The organism is Sphingopyxis sp. (assembly GCF_965279725.1).
Taxonomy (GTDB): Bacteria; Pseudomonadota; Alphaproteobacteria; order Sphingomonadales; family Sphingomonadaceae; genus Sphingopyxis.
Window position 1 is genome coordinate 778,670 of the sequence record NZ_CBDIIL010000002.1, and the last position, 15,627, is coordinate 794,296.

17 protein-coding genes and 1 pseudogene are annotated in these 15,627 nt (G+C 61.8%); 13 read left to right on the top strand and 5 right to left on the bottom strand.

Going from position 1 to position 15,627, the window contains the following annotated elements; translation table 11 throughout:
• Position 1 precedes the first annotated feature (1 nt).
• Together kdpA and kdpF are read right to left on the bottom strand one after the other, a co-directional pair.
• A complete protein-coding gene (kdpA, locus tag ACQY6T_RS08195; RefSeq protein ID WP_428630208.1) occupies positions 2–1,705 on the bottom strand; it encodes a potassium-transporting ATPase subunit KdpA in 1,704 nt (567 codons plus the stop codon).
• A gap of 12 nt (positions 1,706–1,717) precedes the next feature.
• The gene (kdpF, locus tag ACQY6T_RS08200) at positions 1,718–1,807 is read right to left on the bottom strand and encodes a K(+)-transporting ATPase subunit F (protein WP_037516526.1); all 90 of its coding nucleotides are present in this window, start codon (positions 1,805–1,807) and stop codon (positions 1,718–1,720) included.
• An 832-nt stretch (positions 1,808–2,639) separates the two neighbouring features.
• Here kdpF and ACQY6T_RS08205 point away from each other — a divergent pair.
• The 4 genes from ACQY6T_RS08205 (at position 2,640) to ACQY6T_RS08220 (ending at position 4,404) form a co-directional block, all read left to right on the top strand.
• Positions 2,640–2,900 carry a hypothetical protein gene (locus tag ACQY6T_RS08205; RefSeq protein ID WP_428630211.1) on the top strand — a complete coding sequence of 87 codons (261 nt, stop codon included), beginning with the start codon at positions 2,640–2,642 and terminating at the stop codon, positions 2,898–2,900.
• 5 nt (positions 2,901–2,905) lie between these two features.
• Positions 2,906–3,427 (top strand): SAM-dependent methyltransferase, encoded by a 522-nt coding sequence (locus ACQY6T_RS08210; protein ID WP_428630212.1) that lies wholly within the window; start codon positions 2,906–2,908, stop codon positions 3,425–3,427.
• On the top strand, positions 3,424–3,684 hold the full coding sequence (locus ACQY6T_RS08215; protein ID WP_428630214.1) for a hypothetical protein: 261 nt from the start codon (positions 3,424–3,426) through the stop codon (positions 3,682–3,684). Before ACQY6T_RS08210 ends, ACQY6T_RS08215 begins: the two co-directional genes overlap by 4 nt.
• Before the next feature lie 222 nt (positions 3,685–3,906).
• Positions 3,907–4,404: a hypothetical protein gene (locus ACQY6T_RS08220; RefSeq protein WP_428630398.1), complete on the top strand. Its 498-nt coding sequence runs from the start codon at positions 3,907–3,909 to the stop codon at positions 4,402–4,404.
• 62 nt (positions 4,405–4,466) lie between these two features.
• Here ACQY6T_RS08220 and ACQY6T_RS08225 read toward each other — a convergent pair.
• Positions 4,467–5,095, bottom strand: a pseudogene (locus ACQY6T_RS08225) (tyrosine-type recombinase/integrase).
• A gap of 232 nt (positions 5,096–5,327) precedes the next feature.
• Here ACQY6T_RS08225 and ACQY6T_RS08230 point away from each other — a divergent pair.
• Positions 5,328–5,918, top strand: coding sequence for a LuxR C-terminal-related transcriptional regulator (locus ACQY6T_RS08230; RefSeq protein WP_428630215.1), 591 nt, complete (start codon positions 5,328–5,330; stop codon positions 5,916–5,918).
• A gap of 27 nt (positions 5,919–5,945) precedes the next feature.
• Here ACQY6T_RS08230 and ACQY6T_RS08235 read toward each other — a convergent pair whose 3' ends face one another.
• The gene (locus ACQY6T_RS08235) at positions 5,946–6,197 is read right to left on the bottom strand and encodes a hypothetical protein (protein ID WP_428630217.1); all 252 of its coding nucleotides are present in this window, start codon (positions 6,195–6,197) and stop codon (positions 5,946–5,948) included.
• Between the two features lie 14 nt (positions 6,198–6,211).
• On the opposite strand from ACQY6T_RS08235, the gene ACQY6T_RS08240 reads away from it, so the two are divergent.
• The 4 genes from ACQY6T_RS08240 to ACQY6T_RS08255 all read left to right on the top strand — a co-directional run bounded on the left by ACQY6T_RS08240 (position 6,212) and on the right by ACQY6T_RS08255 (position 9,140).
• Positions 6,212–6,667, top strand: coding sequence for a DUF3429 domain-containing protein (locus ACQY6T_RS08240; RefSeq protein WP_428630218.1), 456 nt, complete (start codon positions 6,212–6,214; stop codon positions 6,665–6,667).
• A 297-nt stretch (positions 6,668–6,964) separates the two neighbouring features.
• Positions 6,965–7,327, top strand: a complete 363-nt coding sequence (locus tag ACQY6T_RS08245) for a thiol-disulfide oxidoreductase DCC family protein (protein WP_428630220.1) — start codon at positions 6,965–6,967, stop codon at positions 7,325–7,327.
• Positions 7,324–7,818, top strand: a complete 495-nt coding sequence (locus ACQY6T_RS08250) for a DUF427 domain-containing protein (RefSeq protein ID WP_428630222.1) — start codon at positions 7,324–7,326, stop codon at positions 7,816–7,818. The genes ACQY6T_RS08245 and ACQY6T_RS08250 overlap by 4 nt, the downstream gene beginning before the upstream one ends.
• The gene (locus ACQY6T_RS08255) at positions 7,815–9,140 is read left to right on the top strand and encodes an ABC1 kinase family protein (RefSeq protein ID WP_428630224.1); all 1,326 of its coding nucleotides are present in this window, start codon (positions 7,815–7,817) and stop codon (positions 9,138–9,140) included. The genes ACQY6T_RS08250 and ACQY6T_RS08255 overlap by 4 nt, the downstream gene beginning before the upstream one ends.
• A 167-nt stretch (positions 9,141–9,307) precedes the next feature.
• On the opposite strand, the gene ACQY6T_RS08260 is transcribed toward ACQY6T_RS08255, so the two are convergent.
• Positions 9,308–9,448: a DUF2256 domain-containing protein gene (locus ACQY6T_RS08260; RefSeq protein WP_428630225.1), complete on the bottom strand. Its 141-nt coding sequence runs from the start codon at positions 9,446–9,448 to the stop codon at positions 9,308–9,310.
• An 83-nt stretch (positions 9,449–9,531) separates the two neighbouring features.
• On the opposite strand from ACQY6T_RS08260, the gene ACQY6T_RS08265 reads away from it, so the two are divergent.
• The 4 genes from ACQY6T_RS08265 to ACQY6T_RS08280 all read left to right on the top strand — a co-directional run bounded on the left by ACQY6T_RS08265 (position 9,532) and on the right by ACQY6T_RS08280 (position 15,500).
• Positions 9,532–11,082, top strand: coding sequence for a cryptochrome/photolyase family protein (locus ACQY6T_RS08265; protein ID WP_428630227.1), 1,551 nt, complete (start codon positions 9,532–9,534; stop codon positions 11,080–11,082).
• 472 nt (positions 11,083–11,554) lie between these two features.
• Positions 11,555–13,579: a TonB-dependent siderophore receptor gene (locus tag ACQY6T_RS08270; RefSeq protein ID WP_428630399.1), complete on the top strand. Its 2,025-nt coding sequence runs from the start codon at positions 11,555–11,557 to the stop codon at positions 13,577–13,579.
• The gene (locus ACQY6T_RS08275; RefSeq protein ID WP_428630229.1) at positions 13,576–14,160 is read left to right on the top strand and encodes a hypothetical protein; all 585 of its coding nucleotides are present in this window, start codon (positions 13,576–13,578) and stop codon (positions 14,158–14,160) included. Before ACQY6T_RS08270 ends, ACQY6T_RS08275 begins: the two co-directional genes overlap by 4 nt.
• Positions 14,157–15,500 carry a PepSY-associated TM helix domain-containing protein gene (locus ACQY6T_RS08280; protein WP_428630231.1) on the top strand — a complete coding sequence of 448 codons (1,344 nt, stop codon included), beginning with the start codon at positions 14,157–14,159 and terminating at the stop codon, positions 15,498–15,500. Before ACQY6T_RS08275 ends, ACQY6T_RS08280 begins: the two co-directional genes overlap by 4 nt.
• Positions 15,501–15,627: the final 127 nt, after the last annotated feature.

Here is a 15,627-nt window from a genome sequence, read left to right on the forward strand (position 1 = left end):
CTTAAAAGAGCTGGCCGTTGATCATCGCAAGATGATCGGCGATGGGACCGAGCGCGAGGCTGGGCAGGAAGGTCAGGCCGCCGACGATCAGCACGATACCGATCAGCAGGCCCGTCCACAGCGGCCCCGTCGTGGGGAAGCTGCCCGCGGTTTCGGGCGTGTATTTCTTCATCGCCAGGCCGCCCGCAATCGCTAGCATCGGGACGATGATGAAGAAGCGGCCGATCCACATCGCGACCCCAAGCAACCCGTTGTAAAAGGGCGTGTTGGCGGTCAGACCCGCAAAGGCCGAGCCATTGTTGCCGACCGCACTGGTGAAAGCGTAGAGGATTTCCGAAAATCCGTGCGGACCCTTATTGAGAGGGCCAGCCAGCCCGGCCTCCGTCACCGACGCAATGGCGGTGAAGCCGAGGATGATCAGCGGCAGCACCGCGATCGCGAGTACCGCGAGCTTGACCTCGCGCGCCTCGATCTTCTTGCCGACATATTCGGGGGTGCGCCCCACCATTAGCCCGGCGACGAACACCGCAAGGATCGCGAAGAGCAGGAAGCCGTAGATGCCCGCGCCGACGCCGCCGATGACGACTTCGCCGAGCTGGATGTTGAGCAGCGGGATCATCCCTCCGAGTGCAGTGAAGCTGTCGTGCATCGCGTTGACCGCGCCGCATGAGGCCGCGGTGGTCACGACCGAGAAAAGCGACGAAGCCGCAATGCCGAAGCGAACCTCCTTGCCCTCCATATTGCCGCCGGCGACGCCGAGGCTGTGAAGGATCGGATTACCGGACGCTTCCTGCCAATAGACGACCGCGGTGCCCGCGAGGAAGATCGTGACCATCGCGGCGAGGATCGTCCAGCCCTGGCGCTGGTTGCCGACCGCCTTGCCGAAGGTCCAAGTCAGACCGAAGCCGATCGCAAAGATCGACAGCATCTGGACAAGGTTGGTGAACGCGGTGGGGTTTTCGAACGGGTGCGCCGAGTTGGCGTTGAAGAAGCCGCCACCATTGGTACCGAGCATCTTGATCGCTTCCTGGCTCGCGACGGGGCCGAGCGCCAGTGTCTGCTTGGCGCCCTCGAGTGTCTTCACGTCGATCGAACCCGCCAGCGTCTGCGGAACGCCGCTCGCGATATAGAAGATCGCGATGGCGAAGCAGAGCGGGAGCAGCAGATAAAGGGTGACGCGCGTCATATCGGCCCAGAAATTGCCGATCGTCGCCGCACTACGGCGTGCAAAGCCGCGGAACATTGCGAAGGCGAGCGCGATGCCTGTCGCCGCCGAGAGGAAATTGTGGATGGTCAGGCCGAGCATCTGACTGAGGTTAGACATCGTCGATTCGCCGCCGTAGCTCTGCCAGTTCGTGTTGGTCGTGAAGCTGACGGCAGTGTTGAATGCGAGATGCTCACTGGTCCCGGCATAGCCGAGCGGATTAAGCGGCAGCACGCCCTGCAGGCGCAGGATCGCATAGGTAAAGAGCAACAGCACCGCGTTGAAGATCAGCATGTGGACCGCATAGCGGCGCCACCCCTGCTCCTCGGTCGGGTCGATGCCCGACAAGCGGTAAAAGCCGGATTCTACCGGCCCGAGCACGCGATGGAGCGGCGTCCGGCGCCCCTCATAAAGTGCGAATAGCCATTGGCCCATCGGTTTGCAGAGCAAGAGCAGGATCGCGACGAACGCGATGATAAGAAACCATCCCTGAAAGGTCATGGGTTCGCCCCCTTAAAAGCGTTCGGGCCGTGCGAGCACAGCCACGAGATAAATGAGAAGGCCGAGCGCGGTAATCCCGGCGAGCCAGAGGTCGAGTGTCATGGCCATCAATCCTTCACGCGTCGTCGCACAAGCGGGCGTAACCAAGGGTTGCCGCGACCAGACAGAGGAGGATGCCGATCCAGAGAAGATCCTGCATGGGTTTGCTCCAGCATGGCGCTGGCCACGGGACGTGGCACGAGTCGTCTGCAGACCCTCAAATAGGAGAGGCGCGCGTTTGAATTCGAGACAGTGAAACTATTGGACGCATAGTATTTTCGTATGATTTTGCCGATTTCGGCAACGCGGCGTACGTCGGCACCAGTTCGTCGTTCCAAAATTAAGGGCCGGCCGTTCCGTCATTTGAGAATTTCAACGCCGCGACCGCCGCACTCATCTGGAGATCAAACGCGAAGTTCCGGCATATGCATCCGCGTATCTCCGGCCCCCCTCTCGGCCGGAGGGATCGATTGGAAAACACCATGATCGAACAAAATACGCGGCGACGCCGATCCATCCGGCAACCGCATAAGACAGCCGGCGGCGCCGGTGCAACAAAGGGCGATCGGAAACGCGTATCGGGCACGTTGCCATTCGATAGTTTCTGGGCCGCCATCGACGCGCCTGCAAGACGCTCGGGCGGCTCGCCGAGCTCGCAACCCGGCCAAACTCAGCACGCCTCGGGTCCGCCTGCTCCGTGCCACCTCCCGGCCTGCTTTACCTGAAGCCGGGGAGGACTATGGGCGCGGTCGCGGCGAGCGCCGACAGGAAATATCGAAAATACAATGGCTAACGCCGTCTCTCGATCTCGAATCGCTATGCGCGTCTCAATAAATTGTCGGCATCGCGGTCCGATTTCCGGGCCGCGATTTGCGTAGCCAAGGAGCATCTCGCCATGATTTCTGCGATTTCCGCGGAGCCCGATTCATCAAGCCTGACGATATTCGTTGGCCGCGACACGGCCGGTCACTGGCTGGTTCAGGGTGGTAAAGGACAACTCGAAGGCTGTTTAATTTCCCAGAGTGCCGCCTGGGCCTTCGCCCGCGCCCAATGTCGTGGCATTCCGGAGGCCGTGGTTATCGCCGCCGTGCATCCGCTGATCCCCGCTGTTTCTTTCGCTCGGTTGCAGGCGGGCGAAGCAGCGATTGCGGCATGAGGAGGATGACCATGCGCTATTCACCGATGACACCCGCCGGCATCCTGTGGATGTCTCCCGCTGCCGCTGCCCAGTCGGCCGGGATGCAAGACGCGCGAAGCCACGCCGAGAAGGACCGGCGCTGGCCCGCCATACTTCGCAAGCTCAAGGGGCTGCGCAAGCGCGGGCGCCAAAGCATCCGTATCGTCGATGTCGACTGCGGCGCCGGCGAACTGCTTATTCAAGCTGTCCGCCGTGCCCGCGTGCTCGGCTTCGTCGCGATCGAGGGACGCGGGATCGACAGCGATCCGCGGCTCATAGCCAACGCCCGGCAGGCGGCCTTTCGCCAGACCGACCCGGCGATCGGCCTCGTCTTCGAGAAAGGCGACATGAACCGCGCGATGCGCGAGGAAACCGAGTTCCGGGCGGATCTGCTGCTCTGCCCGGCGTCCAAGGAAAACGCACGCCAACTTGCCGAGCTCGCGCACGCGGCGGGCGAAACGGTCCTTTGGGAACGGCTGGACAAGAACCGGGAAGAAAAAAGATGACCCGGCGCAACCTCGCCTGGCGCGTGGCGGGCGCGGCGCTAATCGCCGCCGGCACGCTGGCGACCCGCGCCGCGACGGCAGCGGCGGGGAGCGCCGACCTTGTTGGCCTTCTCGGCCTCCTGGTGGCCGCAACCGGCCTCCTGCTCCTGATCGGCGGCAAAAAAGTCGCGCTGGCGCTGCGCGTCGAACGAAGCCGCCACCGCGAATTGCCGGGCGCGATACGGACCGCCCGGCACGCCCGGCGCCGTGATCGCTGATCTGTCATCCAAGGACATAATCGATGACCTCATTCCATTTCCGCACCGGCGAGATGCACGCCGAGGCGGTCTCGATCGAAACGATCGCCGCACAGATCGACCCCGGCCTATATCTATTCGGCCAATGCGCTCAGGCGCTCGGCGCAGGGTTTTCGCGCCGCGCTTGGCAAAGTGCCGCGCAAGCAGCTGATGTTCGCGGTGGAGGCCAACCCGTCGGTCGGCATGCTCCGCATCTTGGCCGATCAAAATTATGGCGCCAATATCGTCGGTCCGATCTGCGAGACCGGCGACCCCTTCGCGAATGCCCGGACCATCGAGCGGGTCGGCGAAGGCGACCTCGCTCTCTTCCGTTCGGTGGGAGCCTATGGGTTCAATTGGAGGTCGATCATCGCCGGTCGTCAAAGACGCCCTGCCACCTCTACGGTGCATCTCTGTTGCCTCCGACGTTACTTGCTGAATTCGCGAACTCCATCGCCTTCAGCATCGCTCCTTGCAGAGATGGTGTTACCGTCTCAACCGATGCGACGCTACCGCTTCTTCCGATCGGACCGGGGAAGCACAGGCTTCTCATTTTGTATCACGCAGGACCCGAATAAATCTCAGATAACACCCCGGCTTGGATGGAAACGCCAAAAGAGCGCGAACCTTGTCGCAATAGCCGGAATTACACACGGCGGCGCTTGGCCGGTTGGAGACTGTCCGCTATTAGGGGCCAAATAGAGAGAGAGCGGACGTTCCGGACGAGCCAGAGCGCTCGCTCTCTAGGAAATCAAGATTTAGGGTTAGACTTCGATGCCTTCCGCCAGAGTCAACGCGTCTTCAACATCGACGCCGAGGTATCGAACGGTATTTTCAATCCTAGTGTGACCGAGCAGAATTTGCACCGCACGCAAATTTCCGGTCGCTTTGTAAATTATCGACGCCTTCGTCCTGCGTAGCGAATGCGTCCCGTAATCTTCGCTTCGGAGTCCAACAGCAGTGGCCCATTCGTCGACGAGACGCGCTTATTGCCGCGTGCTCATATGCGCTGAATGATCGATGGGGCTCGGGAAAGCATAGCCCTCGATAGATCCGCCGCGACGTTCAAGCCCAGCGAGGAGGCTCCCCGAGCATCCGACATGATTTCGAACTGAACTGGTCGACCGGTCTTCTGCTGAATCACCATCGCCCGCGTTCTCAACTCACCGCCGGTGACGAGATCGCCGATCTTGATCTTCACCAGAACGCAGCCTCTCAATTTGCTGTCGATAGCAAGATCGAAAAGCGCCCTGTCTGGAAGCCGATGCTCTCGATCCAGGTGAAAGCGAATTGCCCATATCTGCCGTGGTTTTAACGGCCGCTTTGCACCAACCTTTCGACCGGCATTCCACACCGGTCGTGGAGGTAAATAGTCGAACTTTGACCTACCCATGATCATTCTCCTGCGGCCAAAATGGCCAAATGAGAAACGCATGGGTCAAACCGATCGGCCGTTTACAGACGGTTCGGTTAGCGTTCACCAACACGAATAGCAGCCCGAAAAACCGTCACCAGATACACAGGCTACATTCGATTCCATTGTCACGCATTTGCGCCCTATTCCGAACCCATTGAGCCACCAACCGGGCTTTCGGTATTGCCGGTTTTGTTGTAACTTACATCCGATGATCCCATCCGACCTCATTGCGTCCAGCGCGATCGCCGCCGTGGTCAGCAACCCTAATTTGCCGGACAATCCCATTGTTGCCTGCAATGAGGCATTTGTTGCACTGACCGGGTTCAGCCGACAAGAGATCGTCGGCCACAATTGCCGTTTTCTCTCCGGCCCTGGCACTGAGCCATGGTTGACCGAGACCCTGCGGACCGGAATTCGCTTGAAGCAACCGACGATGGTCGAGATACTCAACTACAAGCGAGACCGGCGTCCGTTCCGTAATGCGGTCATGGTGGCGCCGATCTTCGACGCCGCCGGCGAGCTGGAATTTTTCCTTGGCTCGCAGGTCGAGATTGAGGAGGGTATGGCGCGTGCGAACGACGACCGGCGCCGACACGCGCATGCAAAGATTGAACAGCTGAGTCCCCGGCAACGGGAGATCCTGATCGAGATGGCGCGCGGCAAACTAAATAAGCAGATCGCCTACGACCTCGATTTGAGCGAGCGGACCGTCAAGATGCACCGAGCGGCCTTGTTCCGATCATTGGGGGCCCGAACCACAGCCGACGCCATACGATTTGCCATCGAGGCTGGATATTAGGGTCACAGGTGGAGATTGCCCCAAAGGTCAGGTTTCGTCCGCCGCAGGAATGCCACAGAGGTCATGATGCGAGCCATGGGCGTGAAAATTCTTCATCCCTGCTTCCGCCATGATGGCTTGCGAGACTAAATAGTCGGACCCGGTTTCCCCCTCGACCGGGTCCGTCTTTTCGGTACGCCGCTGAAGCAGATGAAAATTGCCGATCCAGCCAGACGGCCCTTTGGCGAAGCCGGCTGAGTCCGTGCCTGAAAGGACATATTGCCGCAAACCCCGCGCCATGGTTGTTCGTCGGCATGACCAAATCTGTACCCTTTGTATCCTTGCTCTCAAAACGCCTCGGATGGGCAGGCCTGTTGCCCCAGCTCCTGGCGGTCGTGATGATCGCTTCGCGCGATCCGGCCTGGTATTTCGCTGCGCTGGCCTTCGCCGCTTGCTATGCGGCTCTGATCCTCAGCTTTGTGGGAGGGGTCTGGTGGGGGTTGGCGCTGACGAGCCCGACTGTTCCACGCTGGGCCCCGATCGCGGCCGTCGTGCCAACCTTGATCGCGCTCGGGGCCTTCTTGCCATGGATGTTCGGCCTGCCGTGGCCGGGTCCGTCACTGATTATTGTCGGAGCCAGTCTGACCGCATCCCCATGGGTCGACCGCGCCCTTTCAAGGGGCGAAACCGGTGCGGCGGAATGGCTGGCTCTGCGGATGCGGCTATCCACAGGACTCGGCCTGTTGACGATCATTGCGGCCTGGCTTTGAACCCCGTTCGTTCGATTGCCCGCGCGGGGGTGCGTCAAGCAGCGATTAGACGGCCCAGCATTGTACTGGTCTGCCACACCTATTCGACAAAGCCATAGTCCAGCCGGTCGCCGCCGCGGCCGACCTGCCCTTTGGGGCAAAGCGCGGAAATAGTGTGGCGGCCTGGACCGGCATCGGGCAAGCGCATGGGCATGCTCCGATCCGGCCGTGTAATCGACGGTGACGGAGAAATGGTCGCACTTGTGGCGGCAAGCTGGTTGCGCTGTGCATCGACAAGGAAGTTGGTCAAAGTCTCGCATGAAAAGTCTCGTCGTGTGGTATGATGGCGGATGCCCGCTATGCCGGCGCGAAATCGCGGTGATGCGTCGGCTCGACCGGTGCGGAGCGATCAACTTCGTCGATGTTGCCGGTCCGGTTGCGAGCGACTGCCCAATCGATCGCGGGACACTGCTTGCCCGGTTCCATGCGCGCGAAGGCAACCATATGCTCTCCGGCGGGGCGGCTTTCGCGGCGATGTGGCGGGCGATCCCATTGTTGCGGCCGCTGGGCCTTGCCGCGCAAAACCCTGCCATGCTGTGGCTGTTGGAAAAACTATATAGCGCGTTCTTGTGTGCCCGGCCGGCGCTCCAACGTCTTGCCCGCAGACTGGACCCCGAATGAGACCTGTTCCCGACGCCGTCGCTGCCGGGCAGGTAAGCGTCTGGTCGTTTCCCCGCCCGGCGATCGCCCGGCCTGTCGATGCGCGCATTGTCATCGAACACCTGGGCACGATCATCGCGGACTCTTGCGCCTGCGTCGTCACGCTCGAGACAAGCCATCCGCCGAGCTATTATATCCCTCGGCCCGACATTGCACCTGGCGCCCTTCGCCGCTCCGACGGCGGTTCCTTTTGTGAGTGGAAGGGTGCAGCGACCTATTGGGATGTCGTGATCGACGATGATGTGCTGCCCGGGGTAGGCTGGGGCTATTCCAACCCCACGCCATCGTTCCGGATGCTCCGCGACCATGTCGCATTTTACGCTGCGCCATTTGATCGGTGCAGCGTCGATGGTGAAACCGTGCGCCCTCAACCCGGCGCATTTTATGGCGGTTGGATCACCAGCGCGGTTGCGGGCCCGTTCAAGGGTGTCCTGGGAAGTCAGGGCTGGTGAGCGACGATCGCGATAGGAGCCGCGCCGTGCCAGGCAGCCGCCTGTCGCGGCTCGGCCAGTTTGGTCGGCTGGCAGGCGGCGTCGCCGGCGGCATGCTGGCCGAAGGCGCACGTCGGCTGGCCGAGGGTGAACGTCCGCGGCTTCGCGAGATGCTGTTGACGCCGGGCAACGCCGCGCGGGTCGCCGATCGCTTGTCGCACCTGCGCGGGGCGGCGATGAAACTCGGCCAGATGATCTCGCTCGATTCCGGTGACATGATGCCCGCCGAATTGTCGGCCATCATGGGGCGCCTGCGCGAGAGCGCGCATCATATGCCGCCGCGACAGCTTCAACGCGTTCTTGCCGCCGAATGGGGTGCGGCGTGGCGCACGCGCTTCGCCCGCTTTGACGCGACACCAATCGCTGCGGCCTCGATCGGGCAGGTCCACCGCGCGATGACCCAAGATGGCCGCGATATCGCGATCAAGATCCAATATCCTGGCGTCCGCGAAAGCATCGATGCCGATGTCGATAATGTCGAAACGCTGCTCCGCCTGTCCGGCCTGTTGCCCCGCGAACTCGACATTGCCCCGCTGTTGGCCGAGGCCAAGGTCCAGTTGCACGAAGAAACCGACTATCTCCGCGAGGGCGCGCAGATGGAGACGTATCGGCGCCTGCTTGCCGACCGGCCCGAATTTGTCGTTCCGGCGCTCGATGCCGAATTCACGACCAGCAGGACGCTCGCGATGGGTTATGTGCCGGGGCACCCCATCGAAACATTGGAGACCGCGGGTCAGGACGAGCGCGATCGCGTGACCGCGCTGATCTTCGATCTGGTGTTGGACGAGCTTTTTCGCTTCGGGTTGATGCAGACCGACCCAAATTTCGCCAATTATCGCTATCAGCCTGAAAGCGGGCGGATCGTGTTGCTTGACTTTGGGGCGACACAAGCCGTGACGCCGCACACGGCCCTTGCCTATCGGAATCTGCTCGCCGCAGGCCTGTCGGGCGATCGCGACAAAGCGCGCATGGCCGCGCTCGACGCCGGTCTGATCGGTCCCGCCGTGATCGGCCGCCATCGTGCACAAATTGATCGCATCATCGATCTTGTTTTCACAGCCACGGTGCAGGTGGGAAGGTTCGATTTTGCGAACCGCGCCTATCTCGGCGAGATTCGTGACCATGCCATGTCTTTGGCCGCCGACCGCGAATCCTGGCATATCCCGCCGACCGATATGCTGTTTGTCCAGCGCAAGGTCAGTGGCATGGCTTTGCTTGCCGCCCGGCTGCGTGCCCGCGTGGACATCCGGACCCAGGTCGTCGACCATGTCACGGGGAGCTAGGGAGATGAGCGAGAGACCGGCGGTCGTACGGGGGAGATGGGCGACCGGGTCCGATCGTTCTGACGCTGTTGCGATCCGTCACCTTTGCCATGGCAGTCATCGCGCGAGCGAAGTTTCGCCGCGCCGACGGCCGAGACCGAGCGGATCGCGGGCGCCCTTGCCATGCATCAGCCGTTTGGCCGACATCGCTCGGAACAATATTTGACCTTCTGCCAATCCCTCGCCCATTTTTTCCGCCAAACGAAAGGCAGGCCGCACGTCGCGCAAAGCCTGGTCGGCAGATCACCTTTTTTAATCATCTTCGGCATGGCATGGAACTTCCTATGATGTCGTCAACGATGAACGCACCGTGCCCGCTGCCGATCAGCCGTCCGAAACGGGACATGTCGCGATGACCATTTTGATTCCGGTGCTCGGCGACCAATTATCGCACGACCTGGCCTCGCTGAGCAATGTCGATCGGTCCGTTGCGGTCGTGCTGATGATGGAGGTGGCGGAAGAGACCACTTATGTGCGCCACCATCAGCGCAAGATCGTGCTGATCCTGTCTGCGATGCGCCATTTTGCAGAAGAGTTGCGATCTTCAGGCTGGCGTGTCGATTATGTCCGCCTCGACGATCCTGATAATAGCGGCAGCTTCTCCGGCGAAGTAAAGCGCGCCGTCGATCGACACCGCGCTGCGTCGATACGGGTTGTCGAGCCAGGCGAATGGCGCGTGGCCACCGCGATCGCCAGCTGGGAAAGCGCCTGCGGTATCCCTGTCGATATTTGCCCCGATGACCGGTTTATCTGTTCAACCCTTGAATTCCAGACCTGGGCGCAGTCGCGAAACGCGCTGACGATCGAATATTTCTATCGCGATATGCGCCGCAAAACCGGGCTGCTGATGACGGCGGACGGCAAACCCGAAGGGGGAACCTGGAACCTCGACAAGCAAAATCGGGCATCGCCCGAAAGCGGGGTAACCTATCCGGTGCCGATGCCATTCCCGCCTGACGCGATCACCAGCGAGGTGATGACGCTGGTCGCAGAACGCTTTGGCGGCCATTTTGGTCGGCTCGAAAATTTCGCTTTGCCGGTCACCGTATCGCAAGCCCGGCGCGCGTTGGCGCACTTCATCGACGCCGCCTTGTCGGATTTCGGCACCTATCAGGACGCGATGGTGACCGGCGAGGACTGGCTGTTCCACAGCTGGCTCAGCCCCGCGATCAACTTGGGATTGCTTACCCCCTTGGAAGTTGCGACGGCCGCCGCTGACGCCTATGCCGCCGGAAAGGTGCCGCTGAACTCGGCCGAAGGATTTATCCGCCAGGTCATTGGCTGGCGCGAATATGTGCGCGGCTATTACTGGTTGGAAATGCCCGAGGTCGCAGAAGCCAATGCCCTGAATGCAACGCGGCCGCTGCCTGAATTTTACTGGACCGGCGAAACCGAAATGGTGTGCATGGCCGAAGCCGTCCGCAACACCCGCGACCATGGCTATGCCCATCATATTCAGCGGCTGATGGTCCTTGGCAATTTCGCGATGCTGGCGGGGGTGCGGCCGCAGGAGGTCGCTGACTGGTTTCTTGTTGCCTATGTCGACGCCTATGAGTGGGTTGAACTGCCGAACGTGATCGGCATGAGCCAACATGCCGACGGCGGACGACTTGCAACCAAACCCTATGCCGGTGGCGGTGCCTACATCAATCGGATGTCTGACCATTGTGTGCGGTGCGGCTATGACGTGAAGCAGAAAACGGGGCCTGACGCCTGCCCTTTTAACGCGCTTTACTGGGATTTTCTCGCCCGGCACGAACACCGGTTCCGCCGCAACCGCCGGATGATACAGATGTATGCGAATTGGGACCGCATGACTCCTGCGGCGCAAGACTCCTATCGCACCAGTGCCGGGGCTTTTCTCGACGCTTTGAAACCTGCGGCCTCTCGATGGGCGCGGTGAACGAAGTTGATTCCTCTGCGCTGTTGCTCTGCCGAAGGACCCGCTTTGGCAGCTTGCGGTCAGGCTGCTTTAGGGCGTAAATCCAAGACACCCGACAGTCCGCTGGATCTACCTGCGACGGGCGTAAAGGGACAAGTTGGGGGCACGTTGGCGGAATGGCAGCGCCTACGACCGCCGTGCGAGCAGCGCCGAACTGAGCGCAAAACGCCCCCTTCAACCAAGAGGCGAACGCGTACCAGATGAAGACATTTCCTCGTCGAGCTGAATGCTTTGACGCGAGATGTTGATGGGGTGCGACATCAATCTGGACCTCCCATTCGGTATAGCCGCAGATCAGCTCCAGCATGTGAACGAACGATCGAAATTCAATGTTGCTAATGCGAATGCATCTCATTAGTGCGCGATAGACTCGTTCGCACCGTCAGGGGAATATCAAGTGAAAACTGCGCGCATCGCCTTGCTCGTCAACACCATGCTAGCCAGCAGCGCCGCCCTCGCCGCCGAATCACCCTCGGCCGATATCGAGGATCAGGACCAGATCGTCGTCACCGGCTATGCTGGCACCAAGACCGACACCCCGCCGCTCGAACTGCCGCAGCCGATCAAGATCGTCACCGCCGATCAATATCAGGCGCAGGGCGCGATCAGCATCAGCGATACGGTGAAATATGCCGCCGGCGTCCTCGCCAACCCCTATGGCCGCGACACCCGCGTCGACGGCTTCAACGTCCGCGGCCTTGAGGCGTTGCAGTTTCGCGACGGCATGCGCGACATCTTCTCCTTCTATGCCAGCATCACCTCCGACCCCTATAATTTCGACCGCGTCGAAATCGTCCGCGGCCCCGCCTCGGTGCTGTTCGGCCAAGGTTCGATCGGCGGCCTCGTCAACCTCGTTTCGAAACGACCCGGCTTCGAAACGCAGGGCGAAATCAATCTCGTTTATGGCAGCGACGACCGCAAGGAGGTGCTCGCCGACGTCAACCTCGCGCTGTCCGACAATTTCGCGATCCGCGCCGTCGGCCGCGCCCGCGAAGCCGACACCTATGTCGACCATGTCCCCGACGATCGGGTGATGTTCGCGCCGTCCCTGCGCTGGCAGCCGACCCCCGACACCGACATCGTGCTCACCGGCCTGTATCAGGAGGACGACACCGGCTCGACGTCGCAGTTCCTGCCGATCGTCGGGACCTTCCTGCCAAATACGGTCGCCGGGGAACAACTGGGCCAGTATACATTCGTCGGCAAGGCTGGATCGGACCGTTACGCCGGCCGCTCGCTGCAAGGCGGCGGCGCGGTCACTCACCGCTTTTCCGATGCCGTCACGCTCAGCCTGAAAGCGCGCTACATCGACAGCGACCTCGAATATAACACGCGCTATGCCGACAGCTATTCCAACCCGCAGGATCCCTTTTCGGTGTATGGCACCGACGGTCGGACCATCGGTCTCTATGGCGGTGCCAACGATGCGCGATTGAACGTCTTTTCGACCGACAACAATCTTCAATTCGGCTTCAACACCGGTGCCAATATCGAGCACAAATTGTTGGTGGGCATCGATTACAGCTGGAACAGGGTCGCCAAACGCGATGCCTTCGGGCTCGAGATCGTCGATCTTTACGACATCGATCAAGACGCACTGACGACCTATGTCGCGACGGGGCCGTTTACCACGGACAGTCAGAAGCAGCTCGGTTTCTATGTTCAGGACCAGATGCGCTTCTATGATCGCGTGTCGGTTGTGCTGGGCGCCCGCCGCGACCGCGTCACGGGTTCGTCGGGCCAGAAGGACAATGCGACGACCTTCCGCGCCGGCGTCATCGGCGAAATCGGTGCAGGGCTCGCCCCCTTCTTCAGCTATACCGAGAGCTTCCTGCCGGTCGCCGGTCGGATCGAAAATGTCGACGCCACCTTTGGCGATCCCTATCGACCGCAAACCGGCACCCAGTACGAAGCGGGCATCAAGTGGCAGCCCGCCGTCGGGACGCTCGTCACCGCCACCGCGTTCAAGATCAAGGAACGCAACCGCATCCTCTACCTCGCCGCCGGCGGCACGGCGCAATCTGGCGAACTGAACACCAAGGGCTTCGAAATCGAGGCTAGCCATAGCCTGCCCGGCAACTTCGAACTGCTGGCCAACTATGGCTATGCAAAGCTGCGGTCGGAAACCAACACCAGCCTCGACTACATGCCGCGCCACACCGCGTCGTTCTGGTCGACAAAGACGTTCGGCCTCGACCGCGCGGCGCAGCTGCGCCTCGGCGCCGGGGTCGTCTATAGCGGCAAGAGCATCTCGACCAGTCCGGTCTGGTCGATCGTCACCCCGGCGCGCACCACGGTCGATGCGCTGGCAGAGATTACCCGCGGGAACTGGCGCTTCGCCGTCAACGCGACGAACCTGCTGAACAACAAATATTACGCCTCGTGCCTCGCGCGCGGCGACTGCTTCGTCGGCGCCCCACGCAATGTTATGGCGACCGTCGGCTATCGCTTCCGGTGAGCGAGACCGCGCCCTTGGTCTGGATCGGCACCGCGGCGATCGTCGTCGCGGTGCTGCTGCTGCGCCATGCCTGGGGCTTGCCCCGGCGGTCGTCGGCGCAGAATGGCATCGCGTGGGCGCTCCTGCTCGCCGGGGTCCTGCTTACGCTCGCCGGCGACGGCGCGTGGGGGCTTGCGGTCGCCTCGCTCGTCGGCATGACCGCCGCCGCGCTTCTCCTTGCTCACGCCGGCTGGACATCCCCGGCGGGTAAGGCGCGCGCGTCGGAGCGCAAGGCGCATATGCTCCCTGCACCGGGCGAGCCACGCCAGATCGGCCGCCGTCTGCTCACCTTCCTGCTCACCGTCCCGCTCGCTTATGCGACGGCGTCGCTGGTGTCGCTGGCGGCCCGCGCGCTTGCGACCTTGGCGGGGTGGAGCGACGCCAACGGCAACGCCATGGCGCTGCTCCTGCTCCCGCTTGTCTGGGGCATCCTCGCGTTCTGGCTGCTCATGCTGCCGCATCGCTGCGCCCAATTGGCATGGCTGCTGCTCCCAGCGATCGTCAGCCTGGCGCTTATCTGGATCGGAGGAAATGCGCCATGACCCTCGCGGTTTCAAAGGACACGGTCCAGCGCGCGCTGTCGGCGCACGCCGCGATCGGCCTGCTCGCCTCAGCGCTGCTCTATCTCATCTGCCTGACCGGCACGGTCGTTGTCTTCTATCAGGAATGGCAGCGGATCGAGCAGCCCGCCGCACCCGAAATGACCACCATCGCGCCCGCAGCCGTGCAGCGCGGGGTCGCCGCCGTCCTCGCCACCGAAACCGACAAGCCCGGCACCACCCATCTTTACGTCCATATGCCCATCGACGGCCTGCCGCGCGCGACGGTCATCACCGACCATCAGGCTTTCCATATCGATCCCGACGGCCGCATCGCCGCACCCGAGGAGAACGCCTGGTCCGAATTTCTGCTTAGCGCCCATTATGCGCTCAATATTCCCGGGCTCGTCGGGATGACGATCGTCGGCATTTTCGGAGTAATGATGCTGGCGCTATCGCTGTCGGGGGTCATCGCCCACCCGCGTATTTTTCGCGACGCCTTTCGCCTCCGAGCGCGCGACAATCACGGTGTGGGCCTCGCCGACTGGCATAACCGGCTAAGCGTCTGGACGTTGCCCTTCGGCCTGGCGATCGCGCTCACTGGCGCGATGATCGGGCTTGGCGTCGTCGGTGCCTATGGCCTTGCCGCCGCTTTCTACAAAAACGACCTCGATGCCGCCTATGCGCCGATCTTCGGCAAAGAACACGGCGCAGATCCGAGCGCCGCCCCGCTTGCCAATATCGCCGCGCCGCTTGCCTATATGGCGGCAAAGCACCCCGGCGTCCGCCCGACCTATGTCATCGTCCATGATCCCCAGACCCGCGGCCAACATGTTCAGATTGTCGCCGAACATCCGCGTCGCCTCATCTACGGCGAAACCTATGAATTCGGCGCCGACGGCTCCTATCATGGCAAGGTCGGCCTGTCCGACGGACATTTGGGGCAACAGCTCGTGGCTTCGACCTATAATCTCCATTTTGGCAATTATGGCGGGCTGCCCGTCAAAATCATCTATTTCCTGCTTGGCCTAGCACTCACGATTGTCGTCGCCACCGGCACTTCCATCTGGCTTGGCAAGCGCGAACGGCGTGGAGTGCATGACCCGCGGCTCCGCAGCCTGTGGGATGGGGTATTGTGGGGCGTGCCGATCGCGCTGACATTGACCTTTCTCGCGCGCGTGATCGCGGGCAATGCTGCGCCGCTCACCGCAATCTTCTGGCTCCTTTGCGCGCTGATCCTTCTCGTTGCTGCGATCCGGCCCCAGCCGAGACCGAAGCGTATGCTGCAAAGGCTTTGCATCGCGAGCCTTCTGGTCAGCTTAGTTGTGCCACTACTGGTGTAGTACGAGCCCAAGCAAAGAAGATCGATTTGGCGTTGGCGCGAACTCGCTGGCCTATATGGAGATGATGGCCGAAAGCGGAACTCCAGCTTTCGATCTGCTTCGCGCGGTAGCAGACATCTCGCGCCAG